Below are 26,861 nucleotides of genomic sequence, written 5' to 3' on the forward strand. Positions count from 1 at the left end.
GGCGGTCGAGAGGAGATTTCGGGTCATTCTGGGTGGGTCCTGACCGGCTCCTGCGGGGAGAGCTGATGACCCGGGCACGCCTCGACAAACTGTTCACCGTGCTGCTCGCCGGAGTGCTGGCGGGGCTGGCGCTCGCGGTCGCGGCGCTACCGGCCGCGCTGGTCTTCGGGATCGGGTTCTCCACGCTCGCCGCGCCGTACTCGGAGCTGCCGAACACGCTGCGCACGCCGCCCACACCCCAGCGCTCGAACCTCTACGCCAACGACGGCACCACCCTGATCACCTCCTTCTACCAGGAGGACCGGGTGGACGTGCCGCTGGCCGAGGTGGCGCCGGTGATGGCACAGGCGGTCATCGCCGCCGAGGACGCCCGGTTCCACGAGCACAGCGGCGTCGACCTGCGCGGCGTGGTGCGGGCCTTCACCGTCAACCAGGGCTCCGGGGAGACCCGGCAGGGCGCGTCCACGCTGACCATGCAGTACGTCCGCAACGTGCTCAGCAACGACCCCCGGCTGAGCGAGCGGCAGCGCACCGCCGCCACCGAGCTGACCACCGCGCGCAAGATCCAGGAGATGCGGTACGCGCTGGCCCTGGAGCGGGAGCTGACCAAGGACGAGATCCTCGCCCGCTACCTCAACATCGCCTACTTCGGCGCGGGCGCGTACGGGGTGGCCGCCGCGAGCAGGCGCTACTTCTCGAAGCCGCCGGCGGAGCTCACCCTGGCCGAGGCGGCACTGCTGGCCGGTCTGGTCCGCTCCCCGCACACCGACGACCCGATCAACGGCGACGCCGACGCGGCGCTCGCCCGCCGGACGTACGTGCTCGACCGGCTGGTGGAGTCCGGGCAGGTCCCGGCCGAGGCGGCGGAGCGCGCCAAGGCCGAGCAGCTGAAGCTGCGCCCCAGCCAGACGCCGAACGACTGCTCGGGGGTGCCGGCGGAGCACAGCGACTGGGGCTTCTTCTGCGACTGGTTCACCCGTTGGTGGAACGCCCAGCCGGCGTTCGGCGCGACGGTCGACGAGCGGCAGCTCCTGCTGCGCCGGGGCGGCTTCTCCATCGTCTCCTCGCTCGACCCGGCCGTGCAGCGCGCCACCACCGAGCAGGTCCGCCGGATCTACTCGGTCGAGGACCGCTGGGCCGCCCCGACGGCGGTGGTCCAGCCCGGCACCGGCCGGGTGCTCGCGTTGGCGGTGAACCGGAACTACGGCGTGGCCGACAACCCCGCTGGGCAGAAGAACCACCCGAACACGGTCAACCAGCTGGTCGCCGGGGGCGGGGCGATCGAGGGTTACCAGGCCGGTTCCACGTTCAAGCTCTTCACGATGCTGGCCGCACTGGAGTCCGGGCTGCCGCTGAGCACGGAGTTCGACGCGCCGGACCGGATCGTGACCAACTACTCGGCGTCCGGGTCGGCGAGCTGCGACGGGTACTGGTGCCCGAGGAACGCCAGCGAGTCGATGGACGGCGAGCACACCATGTGGACCGCCTTCGGCGAGTCGGTCAACACGTACTTCGCCTGGCTGACCGAGCGGGTCGGCGCGGACCGGGTGGTGGAGATGGCCGAGCGGCTCGGCATCGTCTTCCGCTCCCAGGACGACGCGCAGCTGGCCCGCCACGGCGCACGCGAGTGGGGGCCGTTCACCCTCGGCGTCTCCGCCACGACCCCGCTCGACCTGGCCGGCGCGTACGCCGCCGTGGCGGCCGAGGGATCGTGGTGCGCGCCGCTGCCGGTCGTGTCGATCACCGACGCGGCCGACCGTCCGGTGGCCGCCGGGCGGCCGGACTGCCGGCAGGCGGTGGACGTGGACGTGGCCCGGGCGGCGGCCGACGCGGCCCGCTGCCCCGTCGGCGACCAGTCGATGTACCGGGAGTGCGACCGCGGCACCGCCGAGGGGCTGCGCCGGCAGGTGGGCCGGCCGGTGGCGGGCAAGACGGGCAGCTCGGACGGGTACGCGACGGAGACCGTGGTCGCCTTCACCCCGCAGCTGGCGGTCGCCTCGATCGCCGCCAACCCCGACGATCCGCGTGACGCGGTCGGCCAGCGGGTGCAGGGGAAGCTGGTCGAGGCGGTGGGTGAGGTGCTCGCCTTCGCGCTGCGCGACGAGCCGGTGCGCGACTTCGTGCCGCCCAGCGAGACCACGGCCTTCCGGTTCAGCGGCACCCGGACCGGCAACTGAACCCGGCCCGGCAACCGAACCCGGCCGGCAACTGAAATCGGCCGGCAACCGGAGCCGGCCCGGCTACCGGGAGCCGGTCCCGGCGAGTGAGTAGGGCCGGCGGCTGAACCCCCGGCAGGTGAACCGGGCCGGCTGCCGGAGCGGGCCGGCTCAGCGGCGCGGGGCCGGGGTGGCGGGCCGGCGGGCGGCCTGCTCGGCCTGGCGGGCGATGTTGCGGGCCATCCCGCCGAACACCACCGCGTGGAAGGGCGCCACCCCGCCCCAGTACGCGTGCCCGGACAGCCCGCGGGGCAGGAACACCGCCCGCTGCTGGTAGCGGCTGCGCTCCCCGTCCACCCGGACCACGCGCATCTCCAGCCAGGCACGGCCCGGCAGCCGCATCTCGGCGCGCAGCCGCAGCAGTTCGCCGGGCACGATCTCCTCGACCCGCCAGAAGTCCAGCGCCTCGCCGACCTGGAGGCGGTGCGGGTCGCGCCGGCCCCGGCGCAGCCCCACCCCGCCGATCAGCCGGTCCAGCCAGCCCCGCGCCGACCAGGCCAGCGGGAACGAGTACCAGCCGTGTTCGCCGCCGACGCCCTCGACGACCCGCCACAGCTCCTCCGGCGGGGCGTGCACCGCCCGCTCGCGTACGTCGGTGTAGGCGGTCCCGCCGGACCACCGAGGGTCGCTGGGCAGCGGCTCGGCGGGCGCGTCGGGGCCGCTCGCGTTCGACCAGCGCGTCTCCACCTCGCCGTCGCGGACCTTCGTCAGGGCCGCCGCGACCGCCTCGTCGAAGCCGGTCAGCCCGTCGGGCGGGTCGGGGACGTACTCCGCGATGTCGTGCTCGTGGGCGACGGCCTCGTGGACCAGGCTTTCCACCAGGGGCCGGGCGATCGCGTTCGGCACCGGCGTGACGAGCCCCACCCAGTACGAGGAGAGCGACGGTGTCAGCGGTCGTACCGGCAGGACGACGCGTCGGCGCAGCCCGGCCACCCGCGCGTACCGCTGCATCATGTCCTCGAAGGTGAGCACGTCCGGCCCGCCGACGTCGAAGGCGCGGTTGACCTCCGGCGGCAGGCTCGCGCAGCCGACCAGGTAGCGCAGCACGTCCCGGACGGCGATCGGCTGGATCCGGTTGCGTACCCAGCGCGGGGTGACCATGGCCGGCAGCCGCTCGGTCAGGTAGCGCAGCATCTCGAACGAGGCGGACCCGGAGCCGATGATCACCGCGGCCCGCAGCACGGCCGTCGGCACCCCGCTGTCGAGCAGGATCCGCCCCACCTCGGCCCGCGAGCGCAGGTGCGCCGACGGGACCTGCCGGTCCGCCGCCGGCTCCGGTCCGCCGAGGTAGACGATCCGGCGTACGCCGGCGGCCCGCGCGGCGTCGGCGAACCGGATGGCAGCCTCCCGGTCGGCGGCCTCGAAACCGGCCTGGCCGAGCGAGTGCACCAGGTAGTACGCGACGTCCACGCCGGCGAACGCGGCCGGCAGGGTCTCCGGCCGGCGCAGGTCGCCCTCGGCGATCTCGGCCCGCGCGGCCCACGGCACGTCCCGCAGCCGGCCCGCGTGGCGGGCCAGGCAGCGCACCTGGTGCCCCTCGGCCAGCAGCCGGGGCGCGAGCCGCCCGCCGATGTAACCCGTCGCTCCGGTGACCAGGCATCTCACGGCCTCCAGTGTGCGGCCCAATAGACTTTGGCGCTGTGGCTACTGAGACGAGCACCTTCTGGGGGCCGGACTTCGACCAGCTCCGTGCGACCGACCCGGAGATCGCCGGGGTGGTGCTCGGCGAGCTGGACCGGCTCCGGGGCGGACTGCAACTGATCGCGAGCGAGAACCTCACCTCGCCGGCGGTGCTGGCCGCGCTCGGCTCGACGCTGACCAACAAGTACGCCGAGGGCTACCCGGGCCGGCGCTACTACGGCGGCTGTGCCGAGGTCGACCGGGCCGAGGAGATCGGCATCGCGCGGGCGAAGGAGCTGTTCGGCGCCGAGCACGCCAACCTCCAGCCGCACTCGGGCGCGAGCGCCAACCTGGCCGCGTACGCCGCGCTGGTCCAGCCGGGGGACACGGTGCTCGCCATGGACCTGCCGCACGGCGGCCACCTCACCCACGGCAGCCGGGTGAACTTCTCCGGCAGGTGGTTCCACACCGTCGGCTACACCGTCCGGCCGGACACCGAGCTGATCGACTACGACGAGGTGCGGGATCTCGCCCTCGCCCACCGGCCCAAGATGATCATCTGCGGGGCGACCGCGTACCCGCGTCTGATCGACTTCGCGCGGTTCCGCGAGATCGCCGACGAGGTCGGGGCGTACCTGATGGTCGACGCCGCGCACTTCATCGGGCTGGTCGCGGGGAAGGCCGTGCCGTCGCCGGTGCCGCACGCCGACGTCGTCTGCTTCACCACGCACAAGGTGCTGCGCGGGCCGCGCGGCGGCATGATCCTCTGCCGGGAGTCGCTCGCCCAGCGCGTCGACAAGGCGGTCTTCCCGTTCACGCAGGGCGGCCCGCTGATGCACGTCGTCGCCGCCAAGGCGGTCGCGCTGCGCGAGGCCGCCCAGCCCGAGTTCCGGACGTACGCCGAGCGGGTGGTGGCCAACGCGCGGGCGCTCGCCGCCGGGCTGGCCGACGAGGGGATGCGTCCCGTCTCCGGGGGCACCGACACCCACCTCGCCCTGCTCGACCTGCGCGAGGTCGGGGTGAGCGGCGCGGACGCCGAGGCGCGCTGCGACGCCGCCACCATCACCCTGAACAAGAACGCCATCCCGTACGACCCGCAGAAGCCGATGGTGGCCTCGGGCATCCGGGTCGGCACCCCGAGCGTGACCACGCAGGGCATGCGCGAGCCGGAGATGCGCCAGGTCGCCTCGCTGATCGCCCGCGCCGTACGCGCCGATCCGGCCGCCCCGGGGGGCGCCGACACCCTCGCCGGGATCGCGGGCGAGGTCGCCGAGCTGGTCGCCGCCTTCCCGGCGTACCCCCGATGAGCGAGCCGCGCGCGGGCGAGCCGGGCGCCATCCGGTCCCGGCTGCCGCACCTGCGCCTGCCGCTGCTGGCGTGCGCGGTGCTCGCGCTGGTCGCGGTGCCGGTCGCGGCGGTGCTGCGCGGGGCCACCGGCGCGGCCGGCGTGGCCGCCGGCATCGCGCTGGTCATCGTCAGCTACCTGGTCTCCGGCGTCTCGGTGGCCTGGGCCGACGCCGTCAACCCGCGGATGATCATGTCGGTGGGACTGGTCACCTACGCCACGAAGATCGTGGTGCTCGGCGTGGCGATGGCCGCCGTGGCGGCGACCGGCTGGCCCGGCCTGCCGGACATGGGGGTCGCGATCATCGCCGCCGTGGTGGTCTGGACGGGGGCCCACCTGGCGTGGGCCCTGCGTTCGCCCCTGCCCACCTTCCATCGACGTGGTGAGTGAGCGAGCTGTCGGATTCACGCCCGGCATTTCGGGCTGCCGTGGCGGGCCGCACGGGAGTAACCTGACCAACGACTTTCGCGCCCGCACCCACGGCCCGCACGCTGCGATGCAGTGTGGGGGGTGCCGCACACTCCCGCGCGTCCCTGCTGATATTGTTCGCCACGTCATGGCCGAAGACCCACACCCCCGCAGGTCCGACGACCCATCGTCGGAAGGCGCGGCAGGGGCCGTCCTGGGCTACCTACTCGCCGGCATCGTGGTGTGGGGTTTCCTCGGATGGTTGGCGGAGCGACTCCTCGATCTGCGAACCGGTGTCGGGGTCGCCCTCGGCATGATCTTCGGCGCGGCCGGAGCGATTTACCTGATCATGAAGAGGCTCAGTGCTTGAGTGCCAGCACGCGCGGGTCTGTCGAGTGCGGAGGATGACACGGTGAGTGGACAGCTCGTCGCCGCAGAGGGGCTTCCCTGGCCCCCCAGCGTCGGAGATTTCTACCCGCCGGACGTGGCTGGCCCCTGGGTCACCAAGTTCGGGATCATGGTCTGGCTCGCGGTGGCGCTGCTGATCATCTTCTTCATGCTGGCCTACCGGAAGCCCAAGCTGGTCCCCAGCAAGGCCCAGTGGTACGCGGAGTCGGTCTACGGCCTGGTCCGGGACAACATCGCCCGCGAGCAGATGGGCAACGCCGGCATCCGCTTCGCGCCCTACTTCACGGTGCTGTTCAGCTTCATCGTGCTGACCAACCTCTTCGCCATCGTGCCCGGGTTGCAGATCTCGCCGAACTCGCACATCGCCTTCCCGATCGTCCTCGCGGCGATCTCCTACGTGATGTACCTCTACATCGGCGCCCGCAAGCACGGCCTCGGCAAGTACCTCAAGATGAGCCTGATCATCCCGAACGTGCCGTGGCCCATGCACATTCTGCTGATCCCGATCGAGTTCATGCAGACGTTCATCGTCCGGCCCGTCACGCTGGCGCTGCGGCTCTTCGCCAACCTGTTCGCCGGCCACCTGCTGCTGCTGGTCTTCACCATCGGCGGCTTCGTGATGCTCAACTCGAGCAGCCTGTTCATCCAGGTGACCTCGGTCTTCTCCTTCCTGATGGCGATCGTGATGGCCTTCTTCGAGGTGCTGGTCGCCGTCCTGCAGGCCTACGTCTTCGTCACGCTGAGCGCGAACTACATCGGAAGTTCGCTCGCCGACGAGCACTGATCGGGCTCGGCGGGCCACCCGGTCCGACCAAGCTTCTGGTACCGACCCGCGTACGCGTGAGTCCTCACGCGTCGAACAGGAGGAATACCCGCAATGACTGTTCTTGCCGAGATCGGCGGTAGCGTCAACACCATCGGCTACGGCCTCGCCGCCATCGGCCCCGGTATCGGTGTCGCCCTGGTCTTCGCGGCCTACATCCAGTCGAGCGCGCGTCAGCCGGAGTCCGCCGGCTACAACCGCACCTGGCTGATCCTGGGCTTCGCCCTGGTCGAGGCCCTCGCGCTGTTCGGCCTGGTGCTCGCCTTCGCCGTCGGCGGCTGACGAGAGTTCTCTCCCGACCCGGAGGTCTGACATGTTCATCGCCGCAGAAGGTGTGGAGCACAACCCGATCCTGCCCATCTGGCAGGAGATGGTCGTCGGGACCATCGCCTTCGCCCTGCTCTGCTTCGTCCTGCTGAAGTTCGTCATGCCCCGCATGGAGGCGATGTACCAGGCGCGGGTCGACGCGATCGAGGGTGGGCTCAAGCGGGCCGAGGCCGCCCAGGCCGAGGCGAACCAGGTGCTTGAGCAGTACCGCGCCCAGCTCGCCGAGGTGCGTACCGAGGCGGCCCGGATCCGGGACGACGCCCGGGCCGACGCCGAGGGCATCCGCCAGGACATCCTCGCCAAGGCGCGGGAGGAGTCCGACCGGATCATCGCGGCCGGCAAGGAGCAGCTCGCCGCCGAGCGGGCCACCATCGTGCGCGAGCTGCGTACGGAGGTCGGCACGATCGCGGTCGACCTGGCCAGCAAGATCGTCGGGGAGTCCCTCGCCGACGAGGCGCGTCGCAAGGGCACCGTCGACCGGTTCCTGAGCAACCTCGAGAGCGCGGGGGCCCGCTGATGCAGGCCGCCAGCCGGGAGTCGTACAAGGTCGCGGCCGAGCGCCTCGACGCGTACGTCCGCGGCGCGGAGCCGTCGGCGGTGGCCACCACCGCCGCCGACATCCTCTCCGTCGCCGACCTGCTGCGGCGCGAGCCGCGGCTGCGCCGGGCGCTCTCCGACCCGGCCCGCTCGGGCGCGGACCGCGCGGCCCTGCTCGGTGAGCTGCTGCGTGGCAAGGTCGGCGCCGAGGCGCTGGACCTGGTCACCGCGCTGGTGTCCGGCCGCTGGTCGGTGCCGTCGGAGCTGCTCGACGGCGCCGAGCGGATCGGCGTGGAGGCGCTGCTGGCCAGCGCCGACTCCGCCGGCGACCTCGGTGAGGTCGAGGACGAGCTGTTCCGCTTCGGTCAGGTGGTCGCCGGTCAGCCCGCGCTCTCCAACGCGCTGGCCGACCCGATCGCCCCGATCGGGCAGCGGGCCGGCCTGGTCCGCGAACTGCTCGCCGGAAAGGCCCGCCCGGTCACCGTCAGCCTCGTCGAGGTGGCGTTGAGCGGGTTCGGGGGACGCTCCTTCAACGGGGCGCTCACCCGGCTGGTCGAGCTCGCCGCCGACCGGCGGGACCGGCAGGTGGCGTACGTGACCGCCGCGGCCCCGTTGAGTGAAGAGGACGAGCGCCGGTTGGGTGCCAGCCTCTCCGCGATATACGGTCGAGAGGTTTCCGTCAAGCAGACGGTGGACCCCTCGGTTCTCGGTGGCGTGAGCGTACGGGTCGGCTCCGACCTGTACGACGGCACCGTTCTGCGCCGCCTCAACGAGAGCCGTAACGCGCTCGCGAAGCGCTGAGGCGGCACCGCCGCCCAGCGCCCTGATAGACGCCATTCGGACCGGTCGGTACTAGGTATCCCGGGCCCCTGATACTTAAGGAAGCAGAGGATGGCCGAGCTGACCATCTCGACGGAGGAGATCCGCGGCGCCCTGGAGCGCTACGTCTCCTCCTACTCGTCCGAACTCTCCCGCGAGGAGGTCGGTACCGTCGCCGACACCGGCGACGGCATCGCCCACGTCGAGGGTCTCCCCTCGACCATGACCAACGAGCTCCTGGAGTTCGAGGACGGCACCCTGGGTGTGGCGCTGAACCTCGACGTCCGGGAGATCGGTGTCGTCGTTCTCGGTGACTCCGCCAAGCTCGAAGAGGGCCAGCGCGTCAAGCGCACCGGCCGGGTGCTCTCCGTGCCGGTCGGCGACGCCTTCCTCGGCCGCGTGGTCAACGCGCTCGGCCAGCCGATCGACGGGCTCGGCGACATCGCCAACGAGGGCTTCCGCGAGCTGGAGCTCCAGGCCCCGAACGTGATGGCCCGGCAGTCCGTCGACGAGCCGCTGCAGACCGGTATCAAGGCCGTCGACGCCATGACCCCGATCGGCCGCGGCCAGCGTCAGCTGATCATCGGCGACCGGAAGACCGGCAAGACCACCGTCGCGCTGGACACCATCCTCAACCAGCGGGACAACTGGCGCTCCGGCGACCCGAAGAAGCAGGTCCGCTGCATCTACGTCGCCATCGGCCAGAAGGCCTCCACGATCGCCTCGATCAAGGGCATCCTGGAGGAGGCGGGCGCGATGGAGTACACCACCATCGTCGCCTCCCCGGCCTCCGACCCGGCGGGCTTCAAGTACCTCGCCCCCTACACCGGCTCGTCCATCGGACAGCACTGGATGTACGGCGGCAAGCACGTCCTGATCGTCTTCGACGACCTGAGCAAGCAGGCCGAGGCGTACCGCGCCGTGTCCCTGCTGCTGCGTCGCCCGCCGGGCCGCGAGGCGTACCCGGGTGACGTCTTCTACCTGCACTCCCGCCTGCTGGAGCGCTGCGCGAAGCTCTCCGACGAGATGGGCGGCGGCTCGATGACCGGCCTGCCGATCATCGAGACGAAGGCCAACGACATCTCGGCCTTCATCCCGACCAACGTCATCTCCATCACCGACGGCCAGATCTTCCTCGAGACCGACCTGTTCAACCAGGGCGTCCGGCCGGCCATCAACGTCGGCACCTCGGTCTCCCGGGTCGGTGGCGCGGCGCAGGTGAAGCCGATGAAGAAGGTCGCCGGTTCGCTGCGGCTCAACCTGGCCCAGTACCGCGAGCTGGAGGCGTTCGCCGCCTTCGCCTCCGACCTGGACAAGGCCTCCCGCGCCCAGCTGGACCGCGGTTCGCGCCTGGTCGAGCTGCTCAAGCAGCCGAACTACTCGCCGTACCCGGTGCAGGAGCAGGTCGTCTCGGTCTGGGCCGGCACCGAGGGCAAGCTGGACGACGTCCCGGTCGGGGAGATCCGCCGCTTCGAGTCGGAGTTCCTCCAGTACCTGCGTCACAAGCACGAGGGTGTGCTGGCCAGCATCGCCGACCACCAGTGGAACGACGACATCATCGGCTCGCTCGACGCCGCCATCGCCGACTTCAAGCAGGTCTTCCTCGGCAAGGAGGACGAGCGGCGGATCAACGAGGCCCCGGCCGCGCCGCTGGAGGGCGAGGAGAGCCGCGAGACGGTGACCCGCTTCCGTGACGGCGCCAGCGCCGGCCCGGCCGAGAACCAGTAAGGGCTGATTCATGGCGGCCCAGGTACGCGTTCTTCGTCAACGGATCCGCTCGGCGAAGGGGATGAAGAAGATCACCAAGGCGATGGAGCTCGTGGCGACGAGCCGGATCGCCAAGGCCCAGGCCCGGGTGGAGGCGTCCCTGCCGTACGCCCAGGCTGTCACCGGTGTGCTCACGGCGCTGGCGTCCAACGCGCAGATCGACCACCCGCTGCTCACCCCGCGTCCGCGGGTGCGGCGGGCGGGCGTCCTGCTGGTCACCTCCGACCGCGGCCTGGCCGGTGGTTACAGCTCCAACGCCATCAAGATGGCCGAGTCGCTGATCGCCCGGCTGCGGGCCGACGGCAAGGAGCCGGTGCTCTACGTCATCGGGCGCAAGGGCGTCGGGTTCTTCCGGTTCCGCGACCGGCCGATCGAGGCCAACTGGACCGGGTTCTCGGAGCAGCCGACCTTCGCCGACGCCCGCGCGGTGGGCGAGACGCTGATCAAGGCGTTCACCGCCGGTGCGGACGACGTCGACGGCGGCGCCGGGGCGGACGGGGTGCTCGGGGTGGACGAGCTGCACATCGTCTACACCGAGTTCCACTCCCTGATGACCCAGACCCCGGTCACCAAGGTCATCGGCCCGATGCAGGTGGAGGACCGGCCCCGGTCCGAGGGCGCACTGCCGGCGTACGACTTCGAGCCGGACGCGGAGGCGCTGCTCGACGCGCTGCTGCCGAAGTACATCAACACGCGGATCTACGCGGCGTTGCTGGAGTCGGCGGCGAGCGAGTCGGCGGCCCGTCGGCGGGCGATGAAGAGCGCCACCGACAACGCCGAAGAGATGATCGAGAAGTACACGCGTGAGATGAACTCGGCCCGCCAGGCCGGGATCACCCAGGAGATCAGCGAGATCGTCGGCGGCGCGAACGCGCTGGCCGCGTCGGGAAGTGAAGTGTGATGACTGCCCCAGTAGAGACCAAGACGGCCACGGGTCGCGTGGTCCGGGTCATCGGCCCGGTCGTCGACGCCGAGTTCCCGCGCGACGTCATGCCGGCCCTGTTCAACGCCCTGCACGTCAACGTGACGCTCTCGGGCGGCGAGAAGACGCTGACCCTCGAGGTCGCCCAGCACCTGGGCGACAACATGGTCCGCGCCATCTCGATGCAGCCGACCGACGGCCTGGTTCGCGGCACCGAGGTGCGCGACTCCGGCTCGCCGATCACCGTTCCGGTGGGCGACACGGTCAAGGGCCACGTGTTCAACGCGATCGGCGAGTGCCTCAACCTCACCGAGGGCGAGACGCTCCAGCCCGACGACCACTGGGGCATCCACCGCAAGGCCCCGGCCTTCGCGGACCTGGAGCCGAAGACCGAGATGCTGGAGACCGGCATCAAGGTCATCGACCTGCTCGCCCCGTACGTCAAGGGCGGCAAGATCGGCCTGTTCGGCGGTGCCGGCGTGGGCAAGACGGTGCTCATCCAGGAGATGATCACCCGTGTGGCCCGGAACTTCGGTGGTACCTCGGTCTTCGCCGGCGTGGGTGAGCGCACCCGCGAGGGCAACGACCTCATCGCCGAGATGACCGAGTCGGGCGTCATCGACAAGACCGCGCTGGTCTACGGCCAGATGGACGAGCCGCCGGGCACCCGCCTGCGGGTCGCCCTCTCCGCGCTGACGATGGCGGAGTACTTCCGCGACGTGAAGAAGCAGGAGGTGCTGCTCTTCATCGACAACATCTTCCGCTTCACCCAGGCCGGTTCGGAGGTCTCCACCCTGCTCGGCCGGATGCCGAGCGCGGTGGGCTACCAGCCGACCCTGGCCGACGAGATGGGCGAGCTCCAGGAGCGGATCACCTCCGTCCGGGGCCAGGCCATCACCTCGATGCAGGCGATCTACGTGCCGGCGGACGACTACACCGACCCCGCTCCGGCCACCACGTTCGCCCACCTCGACGCGACCACCAACCTGGAGCGTTCGATCTCCGACAAGGGCATCTACCCGGCCGTGGACCCGCTGGCGTCCTCGTCCCGGATCCTCGCCCCGGAGTTCGTCGGCGCCGAGCACTTCGCGGTGGCGACCGAGGTGAAGCGGATCCTGCAGAAGTACAAGGACCTGCAGGACATCATCGCCATCCTCGGTATCGAGGAGCTCTCCGAGGAAGACAAGATCACCGTGCAGCGCGCGCGGCGGATCGAGCGCTTCCTGTCGCAGAACACCTACGCGGCGGAGCAGTTCACCGGCGTGCCGGGCTCGACGGTGCCGATCCAGGAGACCATCGAGGCCTTCAAGAAGATCAGCGAGGGTGAGTACGACCACTTCCCCGAGCAGGCCTTCTTCATGTGCGGTGGTCTGGAGGACCTGGAGCGCAAGGCAGCCGAGCTCATGAAGAGCTGACCTGTCGGTCCTGACGAAAGGCCGCCCCGGGTTACCGGGGCGGCCTTTTGCCCGTCTTCGGATGTCTTGATCGCCGCCGACCCGATCGGCGTACTCGGCGATCATGCCGTACGCGAGGTAACGTCGATCCGCCCACGCACCACGTGGGCGCCGATCGCAACGAACCGGCTGCATGCGCCCGTCTCCTGATCGTGGGCGTGACGAACGGAGATGATCGTGGGTAAGGCCGACAAGGGCGGCGCCAAGCCGTCCAGGTGGTCGGGTGTGCCGCGCTGGGCCCGGGTCTGCACCGTCTTCGGTGCCGTCCTGATGCTGCTCAGCGGCGCGGTGCTGGTCGGAGCCGAGGCGCTGATGGCCCGCTACGAGGGCGCCGTCGGCAAGGCCGACCTCTTCGGCGACCAGGCGGCCGGGGCCAAGGAGCGCAAGAGCGACATCAAGGGCCCGCTCAACATCCTGCTGGTGGGCATCGACCCGCGCAATCCGGAGATGCCGCCGCTGGCCGACTCGGTCATGGTGCTGCACGTGCCGGCGGAGATGGACCGCGCCTACCTCTTCTCCATGCCGCGTGACCTCATCGTGGAGATCCCCAAGTTCAGCCGCGCGGAGTTCAACGGCGGCACCGACCGGCTCAACGCGGCGATGTCGTACGGCAGCCGGGTGCCCGGCGCCAATCCGGACGCGGCCCGCGGCTTCGAGCTGCTGGCGACGACGGTGCAGAACGTCACCGGCATCACGCGCTTCGACGCCGGCGCCATCATCAACTTCAACGGCTTCAAGAAGATCGTCGACGCGATGGGCGGCGTCGACATGTACATCGAGCGCGAGGTGCGCTCCGAGCACCGCGAGCCGGACGGCAAGCACCGCAAGCCGAACCCGAACGGCGAGGGCTACGTCGGCCCGCAGGCGGTCTACAAGAAGGGCAACCAGCACCTCAGCGGCTGGCAGGCGCTCGACTACGTCCGCCAGCGCTACCCGAAGAACGGGGTTCCCGACGGCGACTACGGGCGGCAGCGGCACCAGCAGCAGTTCGTCAAGGCCATGGCGGGTCAGGCGCTGAGCGCCGACGTGGTGACCAACCCGGTCAAGCTGGACCGGGTGCTGCGCGCGGCCGGCGAGTCGCTGATCTTCAGCGGCCGGGGCCACGGCGTGGTCGACTTCGGCCTGGCGCTGAAGGACATCCGCCCGGAGACGATCCAGATGATCAAACTGCCGGGCGGCTCGGTCATCGAGAACGGCCAGTACCGGGGCGAGAAGTTCGAGCCCGCCGTGGACGACTTCTTCGCCGCACTGAGCAAGGGGCAGCTCGACGCGTTCCTGGTGGAGCATCCTGACTTCCAGAACAAGTCGAAGTAGCCGTGGCGCAGGTCTCGCCACCCGCGTTGGGGGCTGGTCGGAGGCACGACTAGACTTTCGACAATCCGCCGCCGCAGCAAGGAGACAGCGTGGCAAAGCAGCTTCACGTCGAGCTCGTAGCCGTCGAGGAGAAGGTCTGGTCCGGCGAGGCCGAGATGGTCGTCGCCCGTACGACCGAGGGCGAGCTGGGTGTGCTGGCGGGGCACGCGCCCCTGCTCGGCCAGCTTGCCGAGCCCGGCCAGGTGCGCATCAAGCTTCCCGGCGGCGAGCAGGTCTCCTACGAGGTGGCCGGCGGCTTCCTGTCGGTGACCGACGAGGGCGTCACCGTCCTGGCCGAGAGCGCCACCCCGGTCTCCGCCGCGCAGAGCCGCTGAGCCGAAGCGCCGATGGAGATCGTCGAGGGGATCGGAATCGGCGTCGCCGTCATCCTCGGCGCGCTGTTGATCCTCATCGTGCGGCGGGCCGTCGTCACCCGTAGCGGTGGCATCATCCGGCTCACCGTCCGGACCTCCACGATTCTCGACGGCCGCGGCTGGTCTCCCGGCTTCGGCCGCTTCGTCGGCGACGAACTCCGCTGGTACCGGCTGGTCAGCTTCGCCATCCGCCCCACCCGGGTGCTCTCCCGCAAGGCGCTCGCCGTCGAGCGGCGGCGGCTCCCCGAGGGGCAGGAACGCCTCTCGATGCCCGCCGACTGGGTCATCCTCCGCTGTACGAGCGGGCACGCTCCGGTGGAGATCGCCATGGCCCGTTCCACGGTCACCGGATTCCTCTCCTGGCTCGAGGCCGCCCCTCCGGGGGCGGTCTCGCCGCGTCTGGCCTCCCAGGACTGGCCCGCCGCCTGACGTCCCCTCGTCCTTGAGGGTTTCCGCCGGAGCCCACCCGCTCCGGGCGGTCAGGCCTGGTTCCTCCGCGGGCGGGCTGCCCGGAGACCCCTGCCGTCGCACTGCCCGCGATCCGGCGCACTCCCACCGCACCTTCCACCGTCAGTGGTCTACGGGCTGCCGCCGGTGTACTGGAGCGCCGCGCACGCCGCAGAGGTCGGATCGACTGCCGGCGTGGCGACGCGACCAGTTCCGTCAACCGTGGGTGGTCAGCGCTTGCCGCCCGGCACCCATAGCACATCTCCGTCCGGATTTGCCGTTCTTGACAGGATAAAGAGCAAATCGGAGAGCCGGTTGAGATACTTTGCCGGGAGCGAGCTGGTCCGATCCGGGTCGTGCGCGACCAGGGCCCACGCCGCCCGCTCGGCGCGCCGGGCGACCGTCCGCGCCACGTGTAGCAGCGCCGCACCCGCGGTGCCGCCGGGGAGGATGAAGGAGTCGAGCTTGCTCAGGCGTGCGTTGTACTCGTCGCACCAGCCCTCCAGGCGCTCGACGTACGCCTCGGTGACCCGCAGCGGCGGGTACTCCGGATCGGGCTCGACCGGCGTGGACAGGTCGGCTCCCACGTCGAACATGTCGTTCTGGATCGACGCCAGGACGGCCCGCAGCTCGTCGTCGAGCTGCCCCAGGGCGAGCGCCACGCCGATCGCGGCGTTGCACTCGTCGACGTCCGCGTACGCGGAGATGCGCGGATCGGTCTTCGGTACCTGCTCGTTGTTGCTCAGCCTGGTCATGCCGGCGTCGCCGGCCCTTGTGTAGATGCGCGTGAGGTGGACGGCCATGACGCACAGCCTACGGATAGCGGACCTGACGATCCCGGAGCGCCCGGGCGGCGCCGCCGTCCGACCGGCCGGGGTGGGGCCCGGCGACGCCGCTGATCCGGCGGTCGACGAACTCGACGTCATCCGGGTGCGCGGTGCCGCGCGCCTGGCCGGCACGGTGCACGTCGTCGGCGCCAAGAACTCGGCGCTGAAGCTGATGGCCGCCGCGCTGCTCGCCCCGGGCCGCAGTGTGATCACCAATGTGCCGCGGATCACCGACATCGCCATCATGGGCGAGGTGCTCCGCCGGCTCGGCTGCGGCGTCCACTTCGACGCCGACGAGCCGGTCGACCCGATGGTCGCGTACGACGGGGTGGCCCGCTCCCGGTCGGTCGTCATCGACGTGCCCGAGCGGCCCGGCACCGAGGCGGACTACGACCTCGTACGCCGGCTGCGCGCCTCGATCTGCGTGCTGGGCCCGCTGCTGGCCCGCCAGGGCTACGTGCGGGTGGCCCACCCGGGCGGGGACGCCATCGGCTCGCGGGGCCTGGACATGCACGTCTCCGGCCTGACCCGGATGGGCGCCGAGATCTCCGGCGAGCACGGGTTCGTCATCGCGTCGGCGCCGCACGGGCTGCACGGCGCGGAGATCGTGCTCGACTTCCCCAGCGTTGGGGCGACGGAGAACCTCGTCATGGCGGCGGTGCTGGCCCGGGGGCCGAGCCTCATCGACAACGCCGCGCGGGAGCCGGAGATCGTCGACATCTGCACGATGCTGAACCAGATGGGGGCCCGGATCTCCGGCGCCGGCACCTCCACCCTGCACATCGAGGGGGTGCCGGGGCTGCGGCCGGTGCGGCACGCCACGGTGGGGGACCGGATCGTGGCGGGCACCTGGGCGTTCGGCGCGGCGATGACGCAAGGGGACGTCACCGTGACCGGGGTGGAGCCGGCCTTCCTGGAGGTCGCGCTCGACAAGCTGGTCTCCGCCGGTGGCCTGGTGGAGACCCGGGGCGACGCGTTCCGGATCCGGATGGACGACCGGCCGAAGGCGGTGGACGTCGTCACGCTGCCGTACCCCGGGTTCGCCACCGACCTGCTGCCGATGGCGATCGGGCTGGCCGCGGTCAGCGACGGGGCCTCCCTGATCACCGAGAACATCTTCGACGGCCGGTTCATGTTCGCCAACGAGATGATGCGGCTGGGCGCGGACATCAAGACCGACGGCCACCACGCGGTGGTCCGCGGCCGGGAGGTGCTCTCGGGTGCGCCCGTGCGCGCCACCGACATCCGGGCCGGGGCCGGGCTGATCATCGCCGGGCTCTGCGCCGAGGGGGTCACGGAGGTCTCCCACGTGCACCACGTGGACCGGGGCTATCCGGACTTCGCGTCCGACCTGCGCGCGCTCGGGGTCGAGGTGGAGCGGGGGACCGCGCCGGAGGAGCCGGACCTGACCATCTGAGCCTGCCCGCGTCGGTAGGCGCCAGCGCGGCCCGCTCCCGCTCGCGGGGCCAGGCCGGACGCGGCCGCCACATCGCCGACACGCCTTAGCATCCGTTCAGGCTCGCCGACTAGGGTGCTGGCAGACACTCAATCAGGCGAGGGAGAAGCAGATGGCGGGTCGACTCGCGGTCGTCGGGGCCGGGCTGATGGGCTCGGGTATCGCCCAGGTGGCGGCGCAGGCGGGCTGGCAGGTGACGCTGCGGGACCTGGACGACGCGGCCACCGGGCGGGGCGTGGACGGCATCCGGAAGTCGCTGGCGAAGTTCGCCGAGAAGGGGAAGATCGAGGCGTCCGAGGTCGAGGCGACCCTCGCCCGGATCACCCCGACCACCGACCTGGAGGCGGCGGCCGACGCGGACATCGTGGTCGAGGCGGTCTTCGAACGGCTGGAGATCAAGCACGAGGTGTTCCGCGCGCTCGACAAGATCTGCAAGGCCGACGCGGTGCTCGCGACCAACACCTCGGCCATCCCGGTGACGCAGATCGCCGCGGTGACCGAGCGCCCGGAGGCGGTCGTCGGCACCCACTTCTTCTCGCCGGTGCCGATGATGAAGCTCTGCGAGCTGGTACGCGGCTACAAGACCAGCGACGAGACCCTGGCGACGGTGAAGGCGTTCGCCGAGGGCATCGGCAAGACCGTCGTGGTGGTCAACCGCGACATCGCGGGCTTCGTCACCACCCGGCTGATCTCCGCCCTGGTCGTCGAGGCGGTCAAGCTCGTCGAGTCGGGCGTGGTGTCGGCCGAGGACCTGGACACCGCCTGCCGCCTCGGCTTCGGCCACGCCATGGGCCCGCTGGCCACCACGGACCTGACCGGCGTGGACGTGCTGCTGCACGCCTCGAAGAACATCTACACCGACACGGCGGACGAGAAGTTCTTCCCGCCGGAGCTGCTCCAGCGCATGGTCACCGCGGGCGACCTGGGCCGCAAGAGCGGCAAGGGCTTCTACACGTACTGACGGGCGGGTCGGCGGCGCCACGGTCGACACAGCCGGGGCGACGTCCCCGGCCGCTCAGCGGACCGCCTCCGCCAGCGCGGGGGCGGTCCGTCGCAGCCCGGCGGTGAGCACGAGCGTGGCCACCAGCGACGCCGCGGCGAGCAGCGCGACGGCCCAGCTCGCCGGGACCAGGTCCGCGACCGTGCCGGCGAGCACGGCACACAGCGCCTGCGTGGCCAGCATTCCGTTGTGGTGCAGGCCGAGCACCTGGCCCCGGATCTCGGTGGGCGAGTGGGCGATCAGCCGCTCCTGCAACGGCAGCCCGGCGGCGAAGCCCACCGAGGCGACGACCGCGACGAGCATGGCCAGCGGCAGCGCCGGCGACAGCGCGAAGACCAGGTACGGCAGGGCGAGCAGCAGCCGGAGGGCGGGGACCAGCCGGTCCCGCCAGTCCGGCGGCAGGAACCGTCCCACCCCGATGTCGCCGGCCAGCATGCCGAGGGCCGCGGCGGCGTAGAGGAAGCCGGCCCGATCCCCGGCGTACGGCACGAAGAGCGCCTCGCAACCGACGACCAGTCCGCCCGGCACCCACAGGTTGAGCAGGAGCGAGCGACGACCGGGATCCGTCCACAGTTCCCGGTTCACCCGCAGGGTGCGCCCGACCGTCATCCGGGCGGTGGCCCGCGCCGGGCGCTCCGAGATCCCGAACCACCCGACCGCCGCCGCCACCACCCGCAGCACCGTCGAGAGCAGGAACACCTCGTACGGGTTCAGCCAGACCAGCACGACGCCGGCCAGTCCGAACCCGGCGATCTGCATCGCGCCGACGCTCGTGTTCATCGTGGACCTGCCCAGCACGTAGGCGTCGGTCGGCAGGATGTCGGTGAGCAGCGCCCACCGGGCCCCGCCGGTGATCGAGCCGACGTACGCGCCGACGAAGATGATCGCGAACCGGGCCCACAGCGGCAGGCCGGGCACGGCCTGCAACGCCGTGCCGGCGGCGACCACCAGGGCGGCGAGGGTCAGCGCCCGGCGGGGCGGCAGGCTGTCCGCGGCCGACAGCAACGTCAGGCTGCCGAGCACGCCGGCGAGTGGCGCGCCGAACATGCTCAGCGCGGTGAGCAGCGCCGAGCCGGTCGACGCGTAGGTCAGCGCGCCCAGCGCCAGCGCCGACGTCGTGTGCGCCGCGATCCCCGCGCAGTTCGCCAGGAACAGGTTGCGGAACTCCCGGACCGCGAACAGATCCGCGTACGTCTTCACGGCGCCATCGTCGAGGGCACCGGGCGGATCTCGTAGAGTTACGTCCGGAGGCGAAACGTGGGCGTCTGGCAGGTGCCGTCGGATCTACTCGCGCGCAGCCGCTTCACGGTCTCGCCGATGGTCGACACGATCGCCGCGCTGCGCGCGCTGCACGACCCGCGTACCCCGTGGCAGCGGGCCTGGCGAGCACGGCACGTCGAGGCGTTCCGACGGATGCTGGCCGGTCGACCGGTCATCCGGGCGCTGCTGCCCGCGTCGTTCCATCCCCGGTGGACCGCGGACTTCCCCACCGTCGCGCCCGCCGGGCCGGAGCCGACGTTCGCGGCGGAGCTGGCGGCCGTCGGGCGGCTGTCCGACGAGCGGATCCGGGCCGACCTGCGCGCCACCCGCCCGGAGCCGCTCTCCGCCGAGTTGCGGGCGGACGGTCTCGCCGGTCAGGTGGTGGAGCTGCTCGACTGGGTCTGGACGCACACCGTCGAGCCGGAGTGGCCGAAGCGGGAACGCCGGCTGCGGGCGGACATCGTGGCCCGCACCGCCGCGTTGAGCACGGGCGGCTGGGCCGCGGTGTTCGCCGACCTCAACCGCAACATGCGCTGGCTGGGCGACGGCCGTCTCCAGGTCAACGACTACCCGGAGCCGCCGCTGTCGCTGGACGAGGCCGAGCAACTTGTCTTCCTTCCGGCGCACTGCCGTCGTGGCTGGGTGGTCTGGGACAGGCCGGTCCGGTTCGGGATGGTGTATCCGGTGCGGGGGGTCCTGGTCGATCCCACGTCACCGGCCTCCGACGGGCTCGCCAGGCTGATCGGCGCGAACCGGGCCAACATCCTGGCCAGGCTGGACACGCCGCTGAGCACCTCGCAGCTCGTGGTGGTGACCGGGCTGTCCCTCGGGACGGTGAGCGACCACCTGCGGGTGCTGCTGGACGCGGGCGCCGTCGGCAAGCGGCGGTCCGGGCGCGAGGTGCTCTACTGGCGTACGCCGCTCGGGGTCGCGCTCGTCGCCGGCGGCTGAGCCGGGCCGCCCGCCCACCGGTGGCGAAAGGGCCGCCCGTGCGGCTGTCGCGCCTGGTCCACTCGGTGGGCTCAGGTGAAGTAGTGGCCCTGTTGGAGGTCCGCGATCAGTCCGGGGCCAGCAGGCCGCCACCCGAGAAGGTCGCGGGTGATCTGTGCCGAGGCGGGCCCGTCGACTGCCCAGAGATCGCCGAGCCAGCCGACGTAGTCGCCAGCTTCCTCAGGGCTGACGGAGACCGCCGGGACGGCCAGACGCGCGGCGAGGACCTCGGCGACCGTACGGATCGGCACGCCCTCGTCGTCGACCGCGTGCAGCACGGACCCGGCCGGCGCGGACTCGACCGCGAGGCGGAACAGCCGCGCGGCGTCGTCGCGGTGGACGGCGGGCCAGCGGTTGCCGCCCTCGCCGACGTACGCGGCGGCGCCCTTCTGGCGGGCGAAGCCGATCGCGGTGGCGGTGAAGCCGTTGTCGCCCCTGCCGTGGGTGGCGGGTGGGAGCCGCACGATCGAGGAGCGGATCCCGTGCTCGGCGAGGGCGAGGGCCCGGCGGGCGTTCGCCATCCGGCCGCCGGCGCCGCTGACCGGGCCCGTGCTGCCGGCGTCCGGGGCCAGCCCGTCGCGTTCGGTGGCGACGACACCGGAGGGCAGCCCGAGTACGCCGAGCATGCCGGAGGCCATGACGAACGGCTTGCCGGTGCCGGCGAGGGCCTCGCCGAAGGCCTCGACCGCCCCGCGATCGGCGTCGGTGGCGCCGGCGGAGTCGCCGGCGAAGAACAGGTCGTGCTTGAACGCGAGGTGGACGACGCCGTCGGAGCCGGCGGCCGCGTCGCGCAGGTCGTCGAGGTCGTCGAGCGATCCCGGACGGGCCTCGGCTCCCATCGCCCGCAGGGACTCAGCCGCCGCGTCCGAACGGGCCAGCCCGGTGACCTTGTGGCCGGCGGCGATCAGCTCGGGGACGAGCCCTCGGCCGACCCAGCCCGACGCACCGGTGACGAACACGTGCATGGGGACCTCCCAGATCCTAGAACGATCGTGCTAGAAACAACCGTAGTACGATCGTTCTAGGAATCGCAAGACGAGAGGGATCGCGAGGCGGCGATGACGGGACGGCCGGTCAATCACCAGCGGCGGGCCGACCTGCTCGACGCCGCAGTGGACTACGCGATACGGCACGGGTTCGCCGAGCTGTCGTGGCGGCCGGTGGCCCGCGCCCTCGGGGTGTCGACCACCACGCTGGTGCATCACTTCGGCACCAAGGAGCAGATGCTCGAAGCCATCCTCGGTCGGCTGCGGGAGCGCGCTTTCGCGGCCACGAGCGATGCGGTCGGCGACCAGCCCGACCTGGCTGCGGCCGCGCGCGCGGTCTGGGCCCGCGCCTCCGATCCGCGGCAGTCGGCGGAGTTCAGGCTGTTCTTCGCGGTCTACGGACGCGCCCTGCAGGCGCCGCGACAGTTCGCGGAGTTCCTCGAGCGCGTCGTGGCCGACTGGATGAGCGCCCTGGTCGACGCACAAGGGTCGGACGCCGACGTGGCGGCGGCGACGCGCAGGGCCACCCTGGTGATCGCGACGATCCGCGGGCTGCTGCTCGATCTGCTGGCCACCGGCGACCGCGACCGCGTCCAGGCCGCGGCCGACAGCTTCCTGGCGACTCTCGAACGCGACGCGCCGCCGCGCTGAGCGACGCGCCGCCGCGCTGAGCGACGCGCCGCCGCGCTGAGCGGCCGGCATCGGGGAACACGGCCCGCTATCGCTGACCCTCGAATCAGTTAACTGCCCGGTCGGAGCTGCCGCCGATCCGGCCGGCAAGCCTCTGACCTGCGATGTTGCGCCAGTCACATCGGCTACGGCTATCCCGGGGAACCGACCCCTGGCTAATATCCCTACCTAACCGATCTAGTTTGTGGGATTTAGTGGATGGTCTGCGGCGTCAGCGGCAGTCGGCCGCGTGTCCGGACGGAAGGTTGTGATGAGTTCCACCGCCGCTCACTCGGGCATCTCGTGGCTGCGGCTGGGGATGCGTCTCGCGCCCTGGCTGAGCGTGCTCGCGATCGTCGCGATCTGGACCGTGACCACGGCGACGGGTTCGGTGTCGGCCCAGTTCCTTCCGTCCCCGACCGACGTCGCCGGTGCCGCGACGGAACTGGCCGAGACAGGTCTGCTGTGGCCCTCCATCGGGGTCACGGTCACCCGGGGGCTGCTCGGGGCCGGCATCGGCATCGCGGCCGGGACGCTGCTGGGCCTGCTCGCCGGGTTCGCCCGCTGGGCCGAGTTCGTGCTCGACAAGCCGGTCCAGATCGTGCGGGCCGTCCCGTTCACGGCCATGCTTCCCCTGCTCATTCTCTGGGTCGGCATCGGCGAGCAGACCAAGGTGCTGCTCGTGGTGCTGGCCACGGCGGTCCCGGTCTACTTCAACACCTTCGGCGGCATCCGGAACGTGGACCGCAAACTGGTCGAGGCCGGCAGGGTCTACGGCCTGACCGCGTACCAGCTCTCCACGCGGGTGCTCCTACGCGGAGCCCTGCCTTCGGTATTCATCGGGATCCGGTACGCGCTCGGCATCACCTGGGCGGTGCTCGTGATCGCCGAGAGTCTCAACGCGGTGAGCGGCATCGGCTTCCTCCTGACCAACGCACGCCAGTACGGGCAGGGTGACGTGGTCGTCCTCTGTGTCGTCCTGTACGCCGCGTTGGGACTGGTCACCGACGCGCTCGTGGCGCTGCTCGAGCGCCGGGTCTTCCGGTGGCGACAAGCCCACCGCGGTGTCTAGCCCCCCACCGGACGGATCGGTCCGGGCAAGCGCGCCAACAAAGGAAACGTGACATGAGAAATCCACCCCGCCCCCGTATTCGTCGTCGCGCGCTCAGCGGCCTCGTGCTCGCTGCGGCCCTCGCCCTGACCGCCTGCGCCGGTGACCCGGCCTCCTCGGCCACCTCCACGGGTGCCTCCTCCTCGCCGGGAGGCCCGACCGATCCGGCCGTCGCCCGGGTCGGGTACTTCGGCGGCACCAACCTGTGGACTCTCGCCGAGGACAGCAACGCCGTGTCGGACGCCCTCAAGAAGATCGGCGGGTCCGTGCAGTGGAACGGGCCGCTCGCACCGGTCGAGGCATCCGAGGCGGCCAAGGCCGGTCGGATCGACTTCACCTCGAACTCGGTGGCGACCTTCTTCAACGAGGCGGACTCCGCGTCGAGCCTGGTGGCCTTCGCCCTGGTCCGCAACAAGGGCGACAACCAGGGAATCGTCGTCCGCAACAAGGCCGGCATCTCGACCGTCGCCGATCTCGCCGGGAAGCGGGTCGCGGTGAGCACCCCCGGTTCGACGGGCGAGTACGTGCTGCTCGCCGCGTTGGAGTCGGCCGGCCTCAAGGCCGACGCCGTCAAGGTCGTCTACATCGCCAATCCCGCCGACGGCGTCTCCGCACTCGCCAGTGGCGATGTGGACGCCCTCGCCACCTGGGACAACTTCCTGGCGTCGGCCCAACTGGTCAAGGACACCACGGTGCTGACGACCAACGCGCGGACGGGGGCGCGCAACTGGAGCCTGTTCGTCGTCACCCGGGCGTTCCTCGACGCGCATCCCGCCACCGTCAAGGCCGTGTTCGAGGGACTCGCCAACCAGGCGACCCAGATCCGCACCGACCGTGAGGTGGAGAAGAAGGCACGACTGGCGGACGGGCAACCGGCCGCACTCGTCGACGTCGTGGTGGGCTTCGACCCCGGAGAGCTGGTCGCGATCAACAACGAGGTCCTGGCGCAGATCAAGGAGGTCGGCGAGCAGACCGTACGTTTCGGGTTCCGCAAGAGCGTCCCCGATCTCTCCAAGAACTACGTGGACGTCACGACCCTTGGCGACTGACATGCTCGAACTGGCCAGCAACGTCTCTCGCGCGTTCGGCGACCAGCGTGTTCTCGACGGACTGGACCTGACCGTCGGGGAGGGCGAGATCGTCGCCCTCCTCGGCCGGTCCGGTTCCGGGAAGTCCACCCTCCTGCGCCTGCTCGCCGGACTGGACGAGCCGGACGCCGGTCGGGTCTCGGTGCCGGACCAGGTGGCGGTCGTCTTCCAGGAGCCGCGGCTGTTCCCGTGGCTCAGCGTGCTCGACAACGTGACCGTGGGCCTGCCCGGCGCCTCGACCGGAGCGGGGCTCGACGCGCTCGCCGAGGTCGGGCTCGCCGACAAGAGTCACGCCTGGCCGTTGACCCTGTCGGGCGGGGAGGCCCAGCGGGTCGCCCTGGCCCGTGCCCTGGTCCGGGAGCCCCGGCTCATGCTGTTCGACGAGCCGTTCGGCGCGCTCGACGCCCTCACCCGCATCTCCATGCACCAACTCGTCGTCAGGCTCTGGGAACGGCACGCGGCGACCGTGGTGCTGGTGACGCACGACGTCGACGAGGCGGTGGCGCTGGCCGACCGGATCCTCGTGCTGCGGGAGGGGCGGATCGCCCGTTCGCTCGCGGTCGCCAGGGACGCCGACGGCCTGGTCCCGGGGCCGGAACTACTCGCCCACCGGGCCGAACTGCTCGGCTGGCTGGGTGTCGAACGGCAGGGCAGCTTGCGCAGGAAGTCCCGCGCGGCGGTGCCCGCCGAGCCACCCGAACCCGACACGCAACGCCCCGACATCCCCGGAAACGTCCCGTCCGGCGGACGCCGGGTGTCCCCACCGTCGCCCGCAGAAAGGCACGCCCCGAAATGACCCACGAGCATGTGAGACTCGGTCTTGTCTACAGCGGGATCGGACGCCACTCCAGCGCCTGGCGGCTGCCGGAGGTCAGGGCGGACGGCTACACCGACCCGACGCTGGTCGCCGAGAGCGTGCAGCTCGCCGAGCGCGGCAAGTTGGACTTCTTCTTCGTCGGCAACTCGCTGACCAGCTCCGCCCACCGGGGCAACTTCGCGTACACCGGCAAGAGCGTCCAGGTGTCGCACGACCACCTCTTCGCCGTCGAGGGCTTCGCCCTGATGGCCTACGCGGCGGCATTCAGCGAGAAGGTCGGCCTCGTGGTGACCTTCAACTCGACGTACAACGATCCGTTCCACATCGCCCGCGTCACCGCGACCCTCGACCACCTCTCGCGTGGGCGGCTCGGTCTCAACATTGTCACCGGGTCGGACCTCTCGGCGGCCTACAACTTCGGACGGGAGCGGCACCTGGACAACGAGGACCGGTACGACCGGGTCGAGGAGTTCACCGACGTGCTGCGGGACCTGTGGGACAGCTGGGAGGACGGCTGGCTCGTCGCGGACAAGGAGCAGGCCGTCTACCACGACGTCAGCAAGGCGCGGCGGATCGACCACACCGGTAAGCACTTCTCGATCCGGGGCCCGCTGAACTTCCCCCGGCCGCCACAGGGACACGTTCCCTTCATGCACCCCGGATACTCCGAGCGCTCACTCGAGTACGCCGCCAAGTACACCGAGATGCGGTTCATCCAGTGGCGGCACGCCGAGTGGAACAAGGCGTACTACGCCGACATCAAGTCCCGCGTCGTCCGGCACGGACGGGACGCCGACGACCACCTGCTCATCGCGGGGATCACCCCCTACGTCGCCGAGAGCGCGCGGGACGCGCACGCCAGGTTCCGCGCGGTGCAGGACCTGAACACCAACGTCTTCGTACCGCAGGTGCTGTCCGAGCAGCTCGGGATCGACCTCGCCGGCCGTACGGGAGCGGACCGGGTGCTGGCCGCGATCGACCGTACGCTCATCCCCGAGAAGGCATGGATCATCGACAACGCGGTCGCGAGCTTCGACGACGAGGACATCACCCTGGAGGACCTGACCCACTACATGGGCAACAATCCCCAGTCGCAGCCGGCGATCGTGGGGGACGCGAAACAACTCGCCGACTTCGTCGAGTCCAACTTCCGGGACGGGGCGTTCGACGGCCTGGCGATCTGCCAGCCCTACTGGCCCGGACCGGCGGCGGACTTCGTCGACCTGGTGGTGCCGGAACTCCAGCGTCGGGGCGTCTTCCGGACCGAGTACACGACGTCGACGCTGCGTGAACACCTCGGACTCAAGCCCGCGCCGAACCGGCTGGCCGAACGCGCGGCGGTCGCCGAGGACGGCGGTGCGGCGTGACCACGGTCGCAACCGACCGGCAGCCGTGCGTGCTGACGCTGCGGTCGACCGAGGTGGTGGGGCGCTTCGTCGCCGACGCTGACGTGGCGTTCACCATCGACAACGGCAAGCTGGTGGAGCACGTCGAGCACCCGGGCACGGCGGCGTACTTCCTGGCCAGCCTCGCGGGATGCGCGCTGAACCTCATCGCGGCGCGGTCGGTCGAGTGGGAGTTGCCGTACCCGCGACTCAAGGTCGGCGCGTCGTACCTGGTCGACGCGGACGACAGCACCCGCTTCGAACGCATCGAGCTGTCCTTCAGGTTCGCCGACACGCCCGAGGAGCAGAGCCGGCGCTACGTCGACGACTTCACGGCCCGCTGCCCGATCTACAACACCCTGGTGCGCGGTGGAGCACCGATCAGCATCGAGGTCCAGGTGGGCGATTGATCCCCAGGGGATCGCCCGACGGGGGGCCGGGCACGTCGTACC

27 protein-coding genes are annotated in these 26,861 nt (G+C 71.2%); 23 read left to right on the forward strand and 4 right to left on the reverse strand.

Annotation, left to right across the window (positions count from 1 at the left end; genetic code table 11):
• Positions 1–65: 65 nt before the first annotated feature.
• Positions 66–2,177, forward strand: coding sequence for a transglycosylase domain-containing protein (locus ACGFIR_RS20220; protein WP_393146436.1), 2,112 nt, complete (start codon positions 66–68; stop codon positions 2,175–2,177).
• Between the two features lie 150 nt (positions 2,178–2,327).
• Here the strand turns inward: ACGFIR_RS20220 and ACGFIR_RS20225 are convergent, their stop codons facing one another.
• Positions 2,328–3,821 (reverse strand): SDR family oxidoreductase, encoded by a 1,494-nt coding sequence (locus ACGFIR_RS20225; protein WP_393146438.1) that lies wholly within the window; start codon positions 3,819–3,821, stop codon positions 2,328–2,330.
• Positions 3,822–3,856: 35 nt separating this feature from the next.
• Here ACGFIR_RS20225 and glyA point away from each other — a divergent pair, with 35 nt between their 5' ends.
• The 13 genes from glyA (at position 3,857) to ACGFIR_RS20290 (ending at position 14,802) form a co-directional block, all read left to right on the forward strand.
• Positions 3,857–5,143 carry a serine hydroxymethyltransferase gene (gene glyA, locus ACGFIR_RS20230; protein WP_393146440.1) on the forward strand — a complete coding sequence of 429 codons (1,287 nt, stop codon included), beginning with the start codon at positions 3,857–3,859 and terminating at the stop codon, positions 5,141–5,143.
• Complete coding sequence (locus ACGFIR_RS20235) at positions 5,140–5,571, forward strand: hypothetical protein (protein WP_393146442.1); 432 nt, start codon at positions 5,140–5,142, stop codon at positions 5,569–5,571. The genes glyA and ACGFIR_RS20235 overlap by 4 nt, the downstream gene beginning before the upstream one ends.
• A gap of 166 nt (positions 5,572–5,737) precedes the next feature.
• On the forward strand, positions 5,738–5,959 hold the full coding sequence (locus ACGFIR_RS20240) for a hypothetical protein (protein ID WP_088998658.1): 222 nt from the start codon (positions 5,738–5,740) through the stop codon (positions 5,957–5,959).
• Positions 5,960–6,781, forward strand: a complete 822-nt coding sequence (gene atpB / locus ACGFIR_RS20245) for a F0F1 ATP synthase subunit A (protein WP_392999009.1) — start codon at positions 5,960–5,962, stop codon at positions 6,779–6,781.
• Between the two features lie 93 nt (positions 6,782–6,874).
• Positions 6,875–7,102, forward strand: coding sequence for an ATP synthase F0 subunit C (atpE, locus tag ACGFIR_RS20250; protein WP_088998660.1), 228 nt, complete (start codon positions 6,875–6,877; stop codon positions 7,100–7,102).
• 31 nt (positions 7,103–7,133) lie between these two features.
• The gene (locus ACGFIR_RS20255) at positions 7,134–7,664 is read left to right on the forward strand and encodes a F0F1 ATP synthase subunit B (RefSeq protein ID WP_088998661.1); all 531 of its coding nucleotides are present in this window, start codon (positions 7,134–7,136) and stop codon (positions 7,662–7,664) included.
• Positions 7,664–8,485 carry a F0F1 ATP synthase subunit delta gene (locus ACGFIR_RS20260; protein WP_392999011.1) on the forward strand — a complete coding sequence of 274 codons (822 nt, stop codon included), beginning with the start codon at positions 7,664–7,666 and terminating at the stop codon, positions 8,483–8,485. The genes ACGFIR_RS20255 and ACGFIR_RS20260 overlap by 1 nt, the downstream gene beginning before the upstream one ends.
• Positions 8,486–8,575: 90 nt before the next feature.
• Entirely contained in the window at positions 8,576–10,231 is a 1,656-nt protein-coding gene (atpA, locus tag ACGFIR_RS20265; RefSeq protein ID WP_392999013.1) for a F0F1 ATP synthase subunit alpha, read from the forward strand.
• A gap of 10 nt (positions 10,232–10,241) precedes the next feature.
• Positions 10,242–11,171: a F0F1 ATP synthase subunit gamma gene (locus ACGFIR_RS20270; protein WP_392999015.1), complete on the forward strand. Its 930-nt coding sequence runs from the start codon at positions 10,242–10,244 to the stop codon at positions 11,169–11,171.
• Entirely contained in the window at positions 11,171–12,607 is a 1,437-nt protein-coding gene (gene atpD, locus ACGFIR_RS20275; RefSeq protein WP_392999017.1) for a F0F1 ATP synthase subunit beta, read from the forward strand. Before ACGFIR_RS20270 ends, atpD begins: the two co-directional genes overlap by 1 nt.
• Before the next feature lie 210 nt (positions 12,608–12,817).
• A complete protein-coding gene (locus ACGFIR_RS20280; RefSeq protein WP_392999019.1) occupies positions 12,818–13,960 on the forward strand; it encodes an LCP family protein in 1,143 nt (380 codons plus the stop codon).
• 89 nt (positions 13,961–14,049) lie between these two features.
• A complete protein-coding gene (locus ACGFIR_RS20285) occupies positions 14,050–14,334 on the forward strand; it encodes a F0F1 ATP synthase subunit epsilon (RefSeq protein ID WP_392999021.1) in 285 nt (94 codons plus the stop codon).
• A gap of 12 nt (positions 14,335–14,346) precedes the next feature.
• The gene (locus tag ACGFIR_RS20290) at positions 14,347–14,802 is read left to right on the forward strand and encodes a DUF2550 domain-containing protein (protein ID WP_392999023.1); all 456 of its coding nucleotides are present in this window, start codon (positions 14,347–14,349) and stop codon (positions 14,800–14,802) included.
• Between the two features lie 248 nt (positions 14,803–15,050).
• Here the strand turns inward: ACGFIR_RS20290 and ACGFIR_RS20295 are convergent, their stop codons facing one another.
• Entirely contained in the window at positions 15,051–15,623 is a 573-nt protein-coding gene (locus tag ACGFIR_RS20295; protein ID WP_392999025.1) for a cob(I)yrinic acid a,c-diamide adenosyltransferase, read from the reverse strand.
• Here ACGFIR_RS20295 and murA point away from each other — a divergent pair.
• Together murA and ACGFIR_RS20305 are read left to right on the forward strand one after the other, a co-directional pair.
• Positions 15,622–17,064 carry a UDP-N-acetylglucosamine 1-carboxyvinyltransferase gene (murA, locus tag ACGFIR_RS20300; RefSeq protein WP_392999027.1) on the forward strand — a complete coding sequence of 481 codons (1,443 nt, stop codon included), beginning with the start codon at positions 15,622–15,624 and terminating at the stop codon, positions 17,062–17,064. The two genes, ACGFIR_RS20295 and murA, sit on opposite strands and share 2 nt — an antisense overlap.
• Positions 17,065–17,215: 151 nt before the next feature.
• Positions 17,216–18,064, forward strand: a complete 849-nt coding sequence (locus ACGFIR_RS20305) for a 3-hydroxyacyl-CoA dehydrogenase family protein (protein ID WP_392999029.1) — start codon at positions 17,216–17,218, stop codon at positions 18,062–18,064.
• Positions 18,065–18,118: 54 nt separating this feature from the next.
• Here ACGFIR_RS20305 and ACGFIR_RS20310 read toward each other — a convergent pair whose 3' ends face one another.
• The gene (locus tag ACGFIR_RS20310; RefSeq protein ID WP_393146444.1) at positions 18,119–19,303 is read right to left on the reverse strand and encodes an MFS transporter; all 1,185 of its coding nucleotides are present in this window, start codon (positions 19,301–19,303) and stop codon (positions 18,119–18,121) included.
• A 57-nt stretch (positions 19,304–19,360) separates the two neighbouring features.
• On the opposite strand from ACGFIR_RS20310, the gene ACGFIR_RS20315 reads away from it, so the two are divergent.
• A complete protein-coding gene (locus ACGFIR_RS20315; RefSeq protein ID WP_393146446.1) occupies positions 19,361–20,314 on the forward strand; it encodes a helix-turn-helix domain-containing protein in 954 nt (317 codons plus the stop codon).
• A 71-nt stretch (positions 20,315–20,385) separates the two neighbouring features.
• Here ACGFIR_RS20315 and ACGFIR_RS20320 read toward each other — a convergent pair whose 3' ends face one another.
• The gene (locus ACGFIR_RS20320; protein ID WP_393146448.1) at positions 20,386–21,318 is read right to left on the reverse strand and encodes an SDR family oxidoreductase; all 933 of its coding nucleotides are present in this window, start codon (positions 21,316–21,318) and stop codon (positions 20,386–20,388) included.
• 93 nt (positions 21,319–21,411) lie between these two features.
• Between ACGFIR_RS20320 and ACGFIR_RS20325 the strand changes: the two genes are divergently transcribed.
• The 6 genes from ACGFIR_RS20325 to ACGFIR_RS20350 all read left to right on the forward strand — a co-directional run bounded on the left by ACGFIR_RS20325 (position 21,412) and on the right by ACGFIR_RS20350 (position 26,819).
• Complete coding sequence (locus tag ACGFIR_RS20325) at positions 21,412–21,990, forward strand: TetR/AcrR family transcriptional regulator (protein WP_392999037.1); 579 nt, start codon at positions 21,412–21,414, stop codon at positions 21,988–21,990.
• Positions 21,991–22,279: 289 nt separating this feature from the next.
• Positions 22,280–23,080 (forward strand): ABC transporter permease subunit, encoded by an 801-nt coding sequence (locus ACGFIR_RS20330; RefSeq protein WP_392999039.1) that lies wholly within the window; start codon positions 22,280–22,282, stop codon positions 23,078–23,080.
• Between the two features lie 53 nt (positions 23,081–23,133).
• Complete coding sequence (locus ACGFIR_RS20335; RefSeq protein ID WP_393146450.1) at positions 23,134–24,168, forward strand: NrtA/SsuA/CpmA family ABC transporter substrate-binding protein; 1,035 nt, start codon at positions 23,134–23,136, stop codon at positions 24,166–24,168.
• Positions 24,158–25,003 (forward strand): ABC transporter ATP-binding protein, encoded by an 846-nt coding sequence (locus tag ACGFIR_RS20340; protein ID WP_393146452.1) that lies wholly within the window; start codon positions 24,158–24,160, stop codon positions 25,001–25,003. The genes ACGFIR_RS20335 and ACGFIR_RS20340 overlap by 11 nt, the downstream gene beginning before the upstream one ends.
• An 11-nt stretch (positions 25,004–25,014) precedes the next feature.
• Positions 25,015–26,391, forward strand: coding sequence for an NtaA/DmoA family FMN-dependent monooxygenase (locus ACGFIR_RS20345; RefSeq protein ID WP_393146454.1), 1,377 nt, complete (start codon positions 25,015–25,017; stop codon positions 26,389–26,391).
• The gene (locus ACGFIR_RS20350; protein ID WP_393146456.1) at positions 26,388–26,819 is read left to right on the forward strand and encodes an OsmC family protein; all 432 of its coding nucleotides are present in this window, start codon (positions 26,388–26,390) and stop codon (positions 26,817–26,819) included. Before ACGFIR_RS20345 ends, ACGFIR_RS20350 begins: the two co-directional genes overlap by 4 nt.
• The last annotated feature ends 42 nt before the right edge of the window (positions 26,820–26,861 follow it).

The sequence above is a fragment of the Micromonospora sp. NPDC049051 genome, assembly GCF_043197575.1.
Taxonomy (GTDB): Bacteria; Actinomycetota; Actinomycetes; order Mycobacteriales; family Micromonosporaceae; genus Micromonospora.

What these genes read in the sequence shown, in the direction of transcription:
- ACGFIR_RS20220 (WP_393146436.1), top strand. Translation starts at nt 66, where the DNA reads ATGACCCGGGCACGCCTCGACAAACTGTTCACCGTGCTGCTCGCCGGA.
- ACGFIR_RS20235 (WP_393146442.1), top strand. Translation starts at nt 5,140, where the DNA reads ATGAGCGAGCCGCGCGCGGGCGAGCCGGGCGCCATCCGGTCCCGGCTG.
- ACGFIR_RS20240 (WP_088998658.1), top strand. Translation starts at nt 5,738, where the DNA reads ATGGCCGAAGACCCACACCCCCGCAGGTCCGACGACCCATCGTCGGAA.
- atpE (WP_088998660.1), top strand. Translation starts at nt 6,875, where the DNA reads ATGACTGTTCTTGCCGAGATCGGCGGTAGCGTCAACACCATCGGCTAC.
- ACGFIR_RS20255 (WP_088998661.1), top strand. Translation starts at nt 7,134, where the DNA reads ATGTTCATCGCCGCAGAAGGTGTGGAGCACAACCCGATCCTGCCCATC.
- ACGFIR_RS20260 (WP_392999011.1), top strand. Translation starts at nt 7,664, where the DNA reads ATGCAGGCCGCCAGCCGGGAGTCGTACAAGGTCGCGGCCGAGCGCCTC.
- atpA (WP_392999013.1), top strand. Translation starts at nt 8,576, where the DNA reads ATGGCCGAGCTGACCATCTCGACGGAGGAGATCCGCGGCGCCCTGGAG.
- ACGFIR_RS20270 (WP_392999015.1), top strand. Translation starts at nt 10,242, where the DNA reads ATGGCGGCCCAGGTACGCGTTCTTCGTCAACGGATCCGCTCGGCGAAG.
- atpD (WP_392999017.1), top strand. Translation starts at nt 11,171, where the DNA reads ATGACTGCCCCAGTAGAGACCAAGACGGCCACGGGTCGCGTGGTCCGG.
- ACGFIR_RS20280 (WP_392999019.1), top strand. Translation starts at nt 12,818, where the DNA reads ATGATCGTGGGTAAGGCCGACAAGGGCGGCGCCAAGCCGTCCAGGTGG.
- ACGFIR_RS20290 (WP_392999023.1), top strand. Translation starts at nt 14,347, where the DNA reads ATGGAGATCGTCGAGGGGATCGGAATCGGCGTCGCCGTCATCCTCGGC.
- murA (WP_392999027.1), top strand. Translation starts at nt 15,622, where the DNA reads ATGACGCACAGCCTACGGATAGCGGACCTGACGATCCCGGAGCGCCCG.
- ACGFIR_RS20295 (WP_392999025.1), bottom strand. Translation starts at nt 15,623, where the DNA reads ATGGCCGTCCACCTCACGCGCATCTACACAAGGGCCGGCGACGCCGGC.
- ACGFIR_RS20305 (WP_392999029.1), top strand. Translation starts at nt 17,216, where the DNA reads ATGGCGGGTCGACTCGCGGTCGTCGGGGCCGGGCTGATGGGCTCGGGT.
- ACGFIR_RS20320 (WP_393146448.1), bottom strand. Translation starts at nt 21,318, where the DNA reads ATGCACGTGTTCGTCACCGGTGCGTCGGGCTGGGTCGGCCGAGGGCTC.
- ACGFIR_RS20325 (WP_392999037.1), top strand. Translation starts at nt 21,412, where the DNA reads ATGACGGGACGGCCGGTCAATCACCAGCGGCGGGCCGACCTGCTCGAC.
- ACGFIR_RS20330 (WP_392999039.1), top strand. Translation starts at nt 22,280, where the DNA reads ATGAGTTCCACCGCCGCTCACTCGGGCATCTCGTGGCTGCGGCTGGGG.
- ACGFIR_RS20335 (WP_393146450.1), top strand. Translation starts at nt 23,134, where the DNA reads ATGAGAAATCCACCCCGCCCCCGTATTCGTCGTCGCGCGCTCAGCGGC.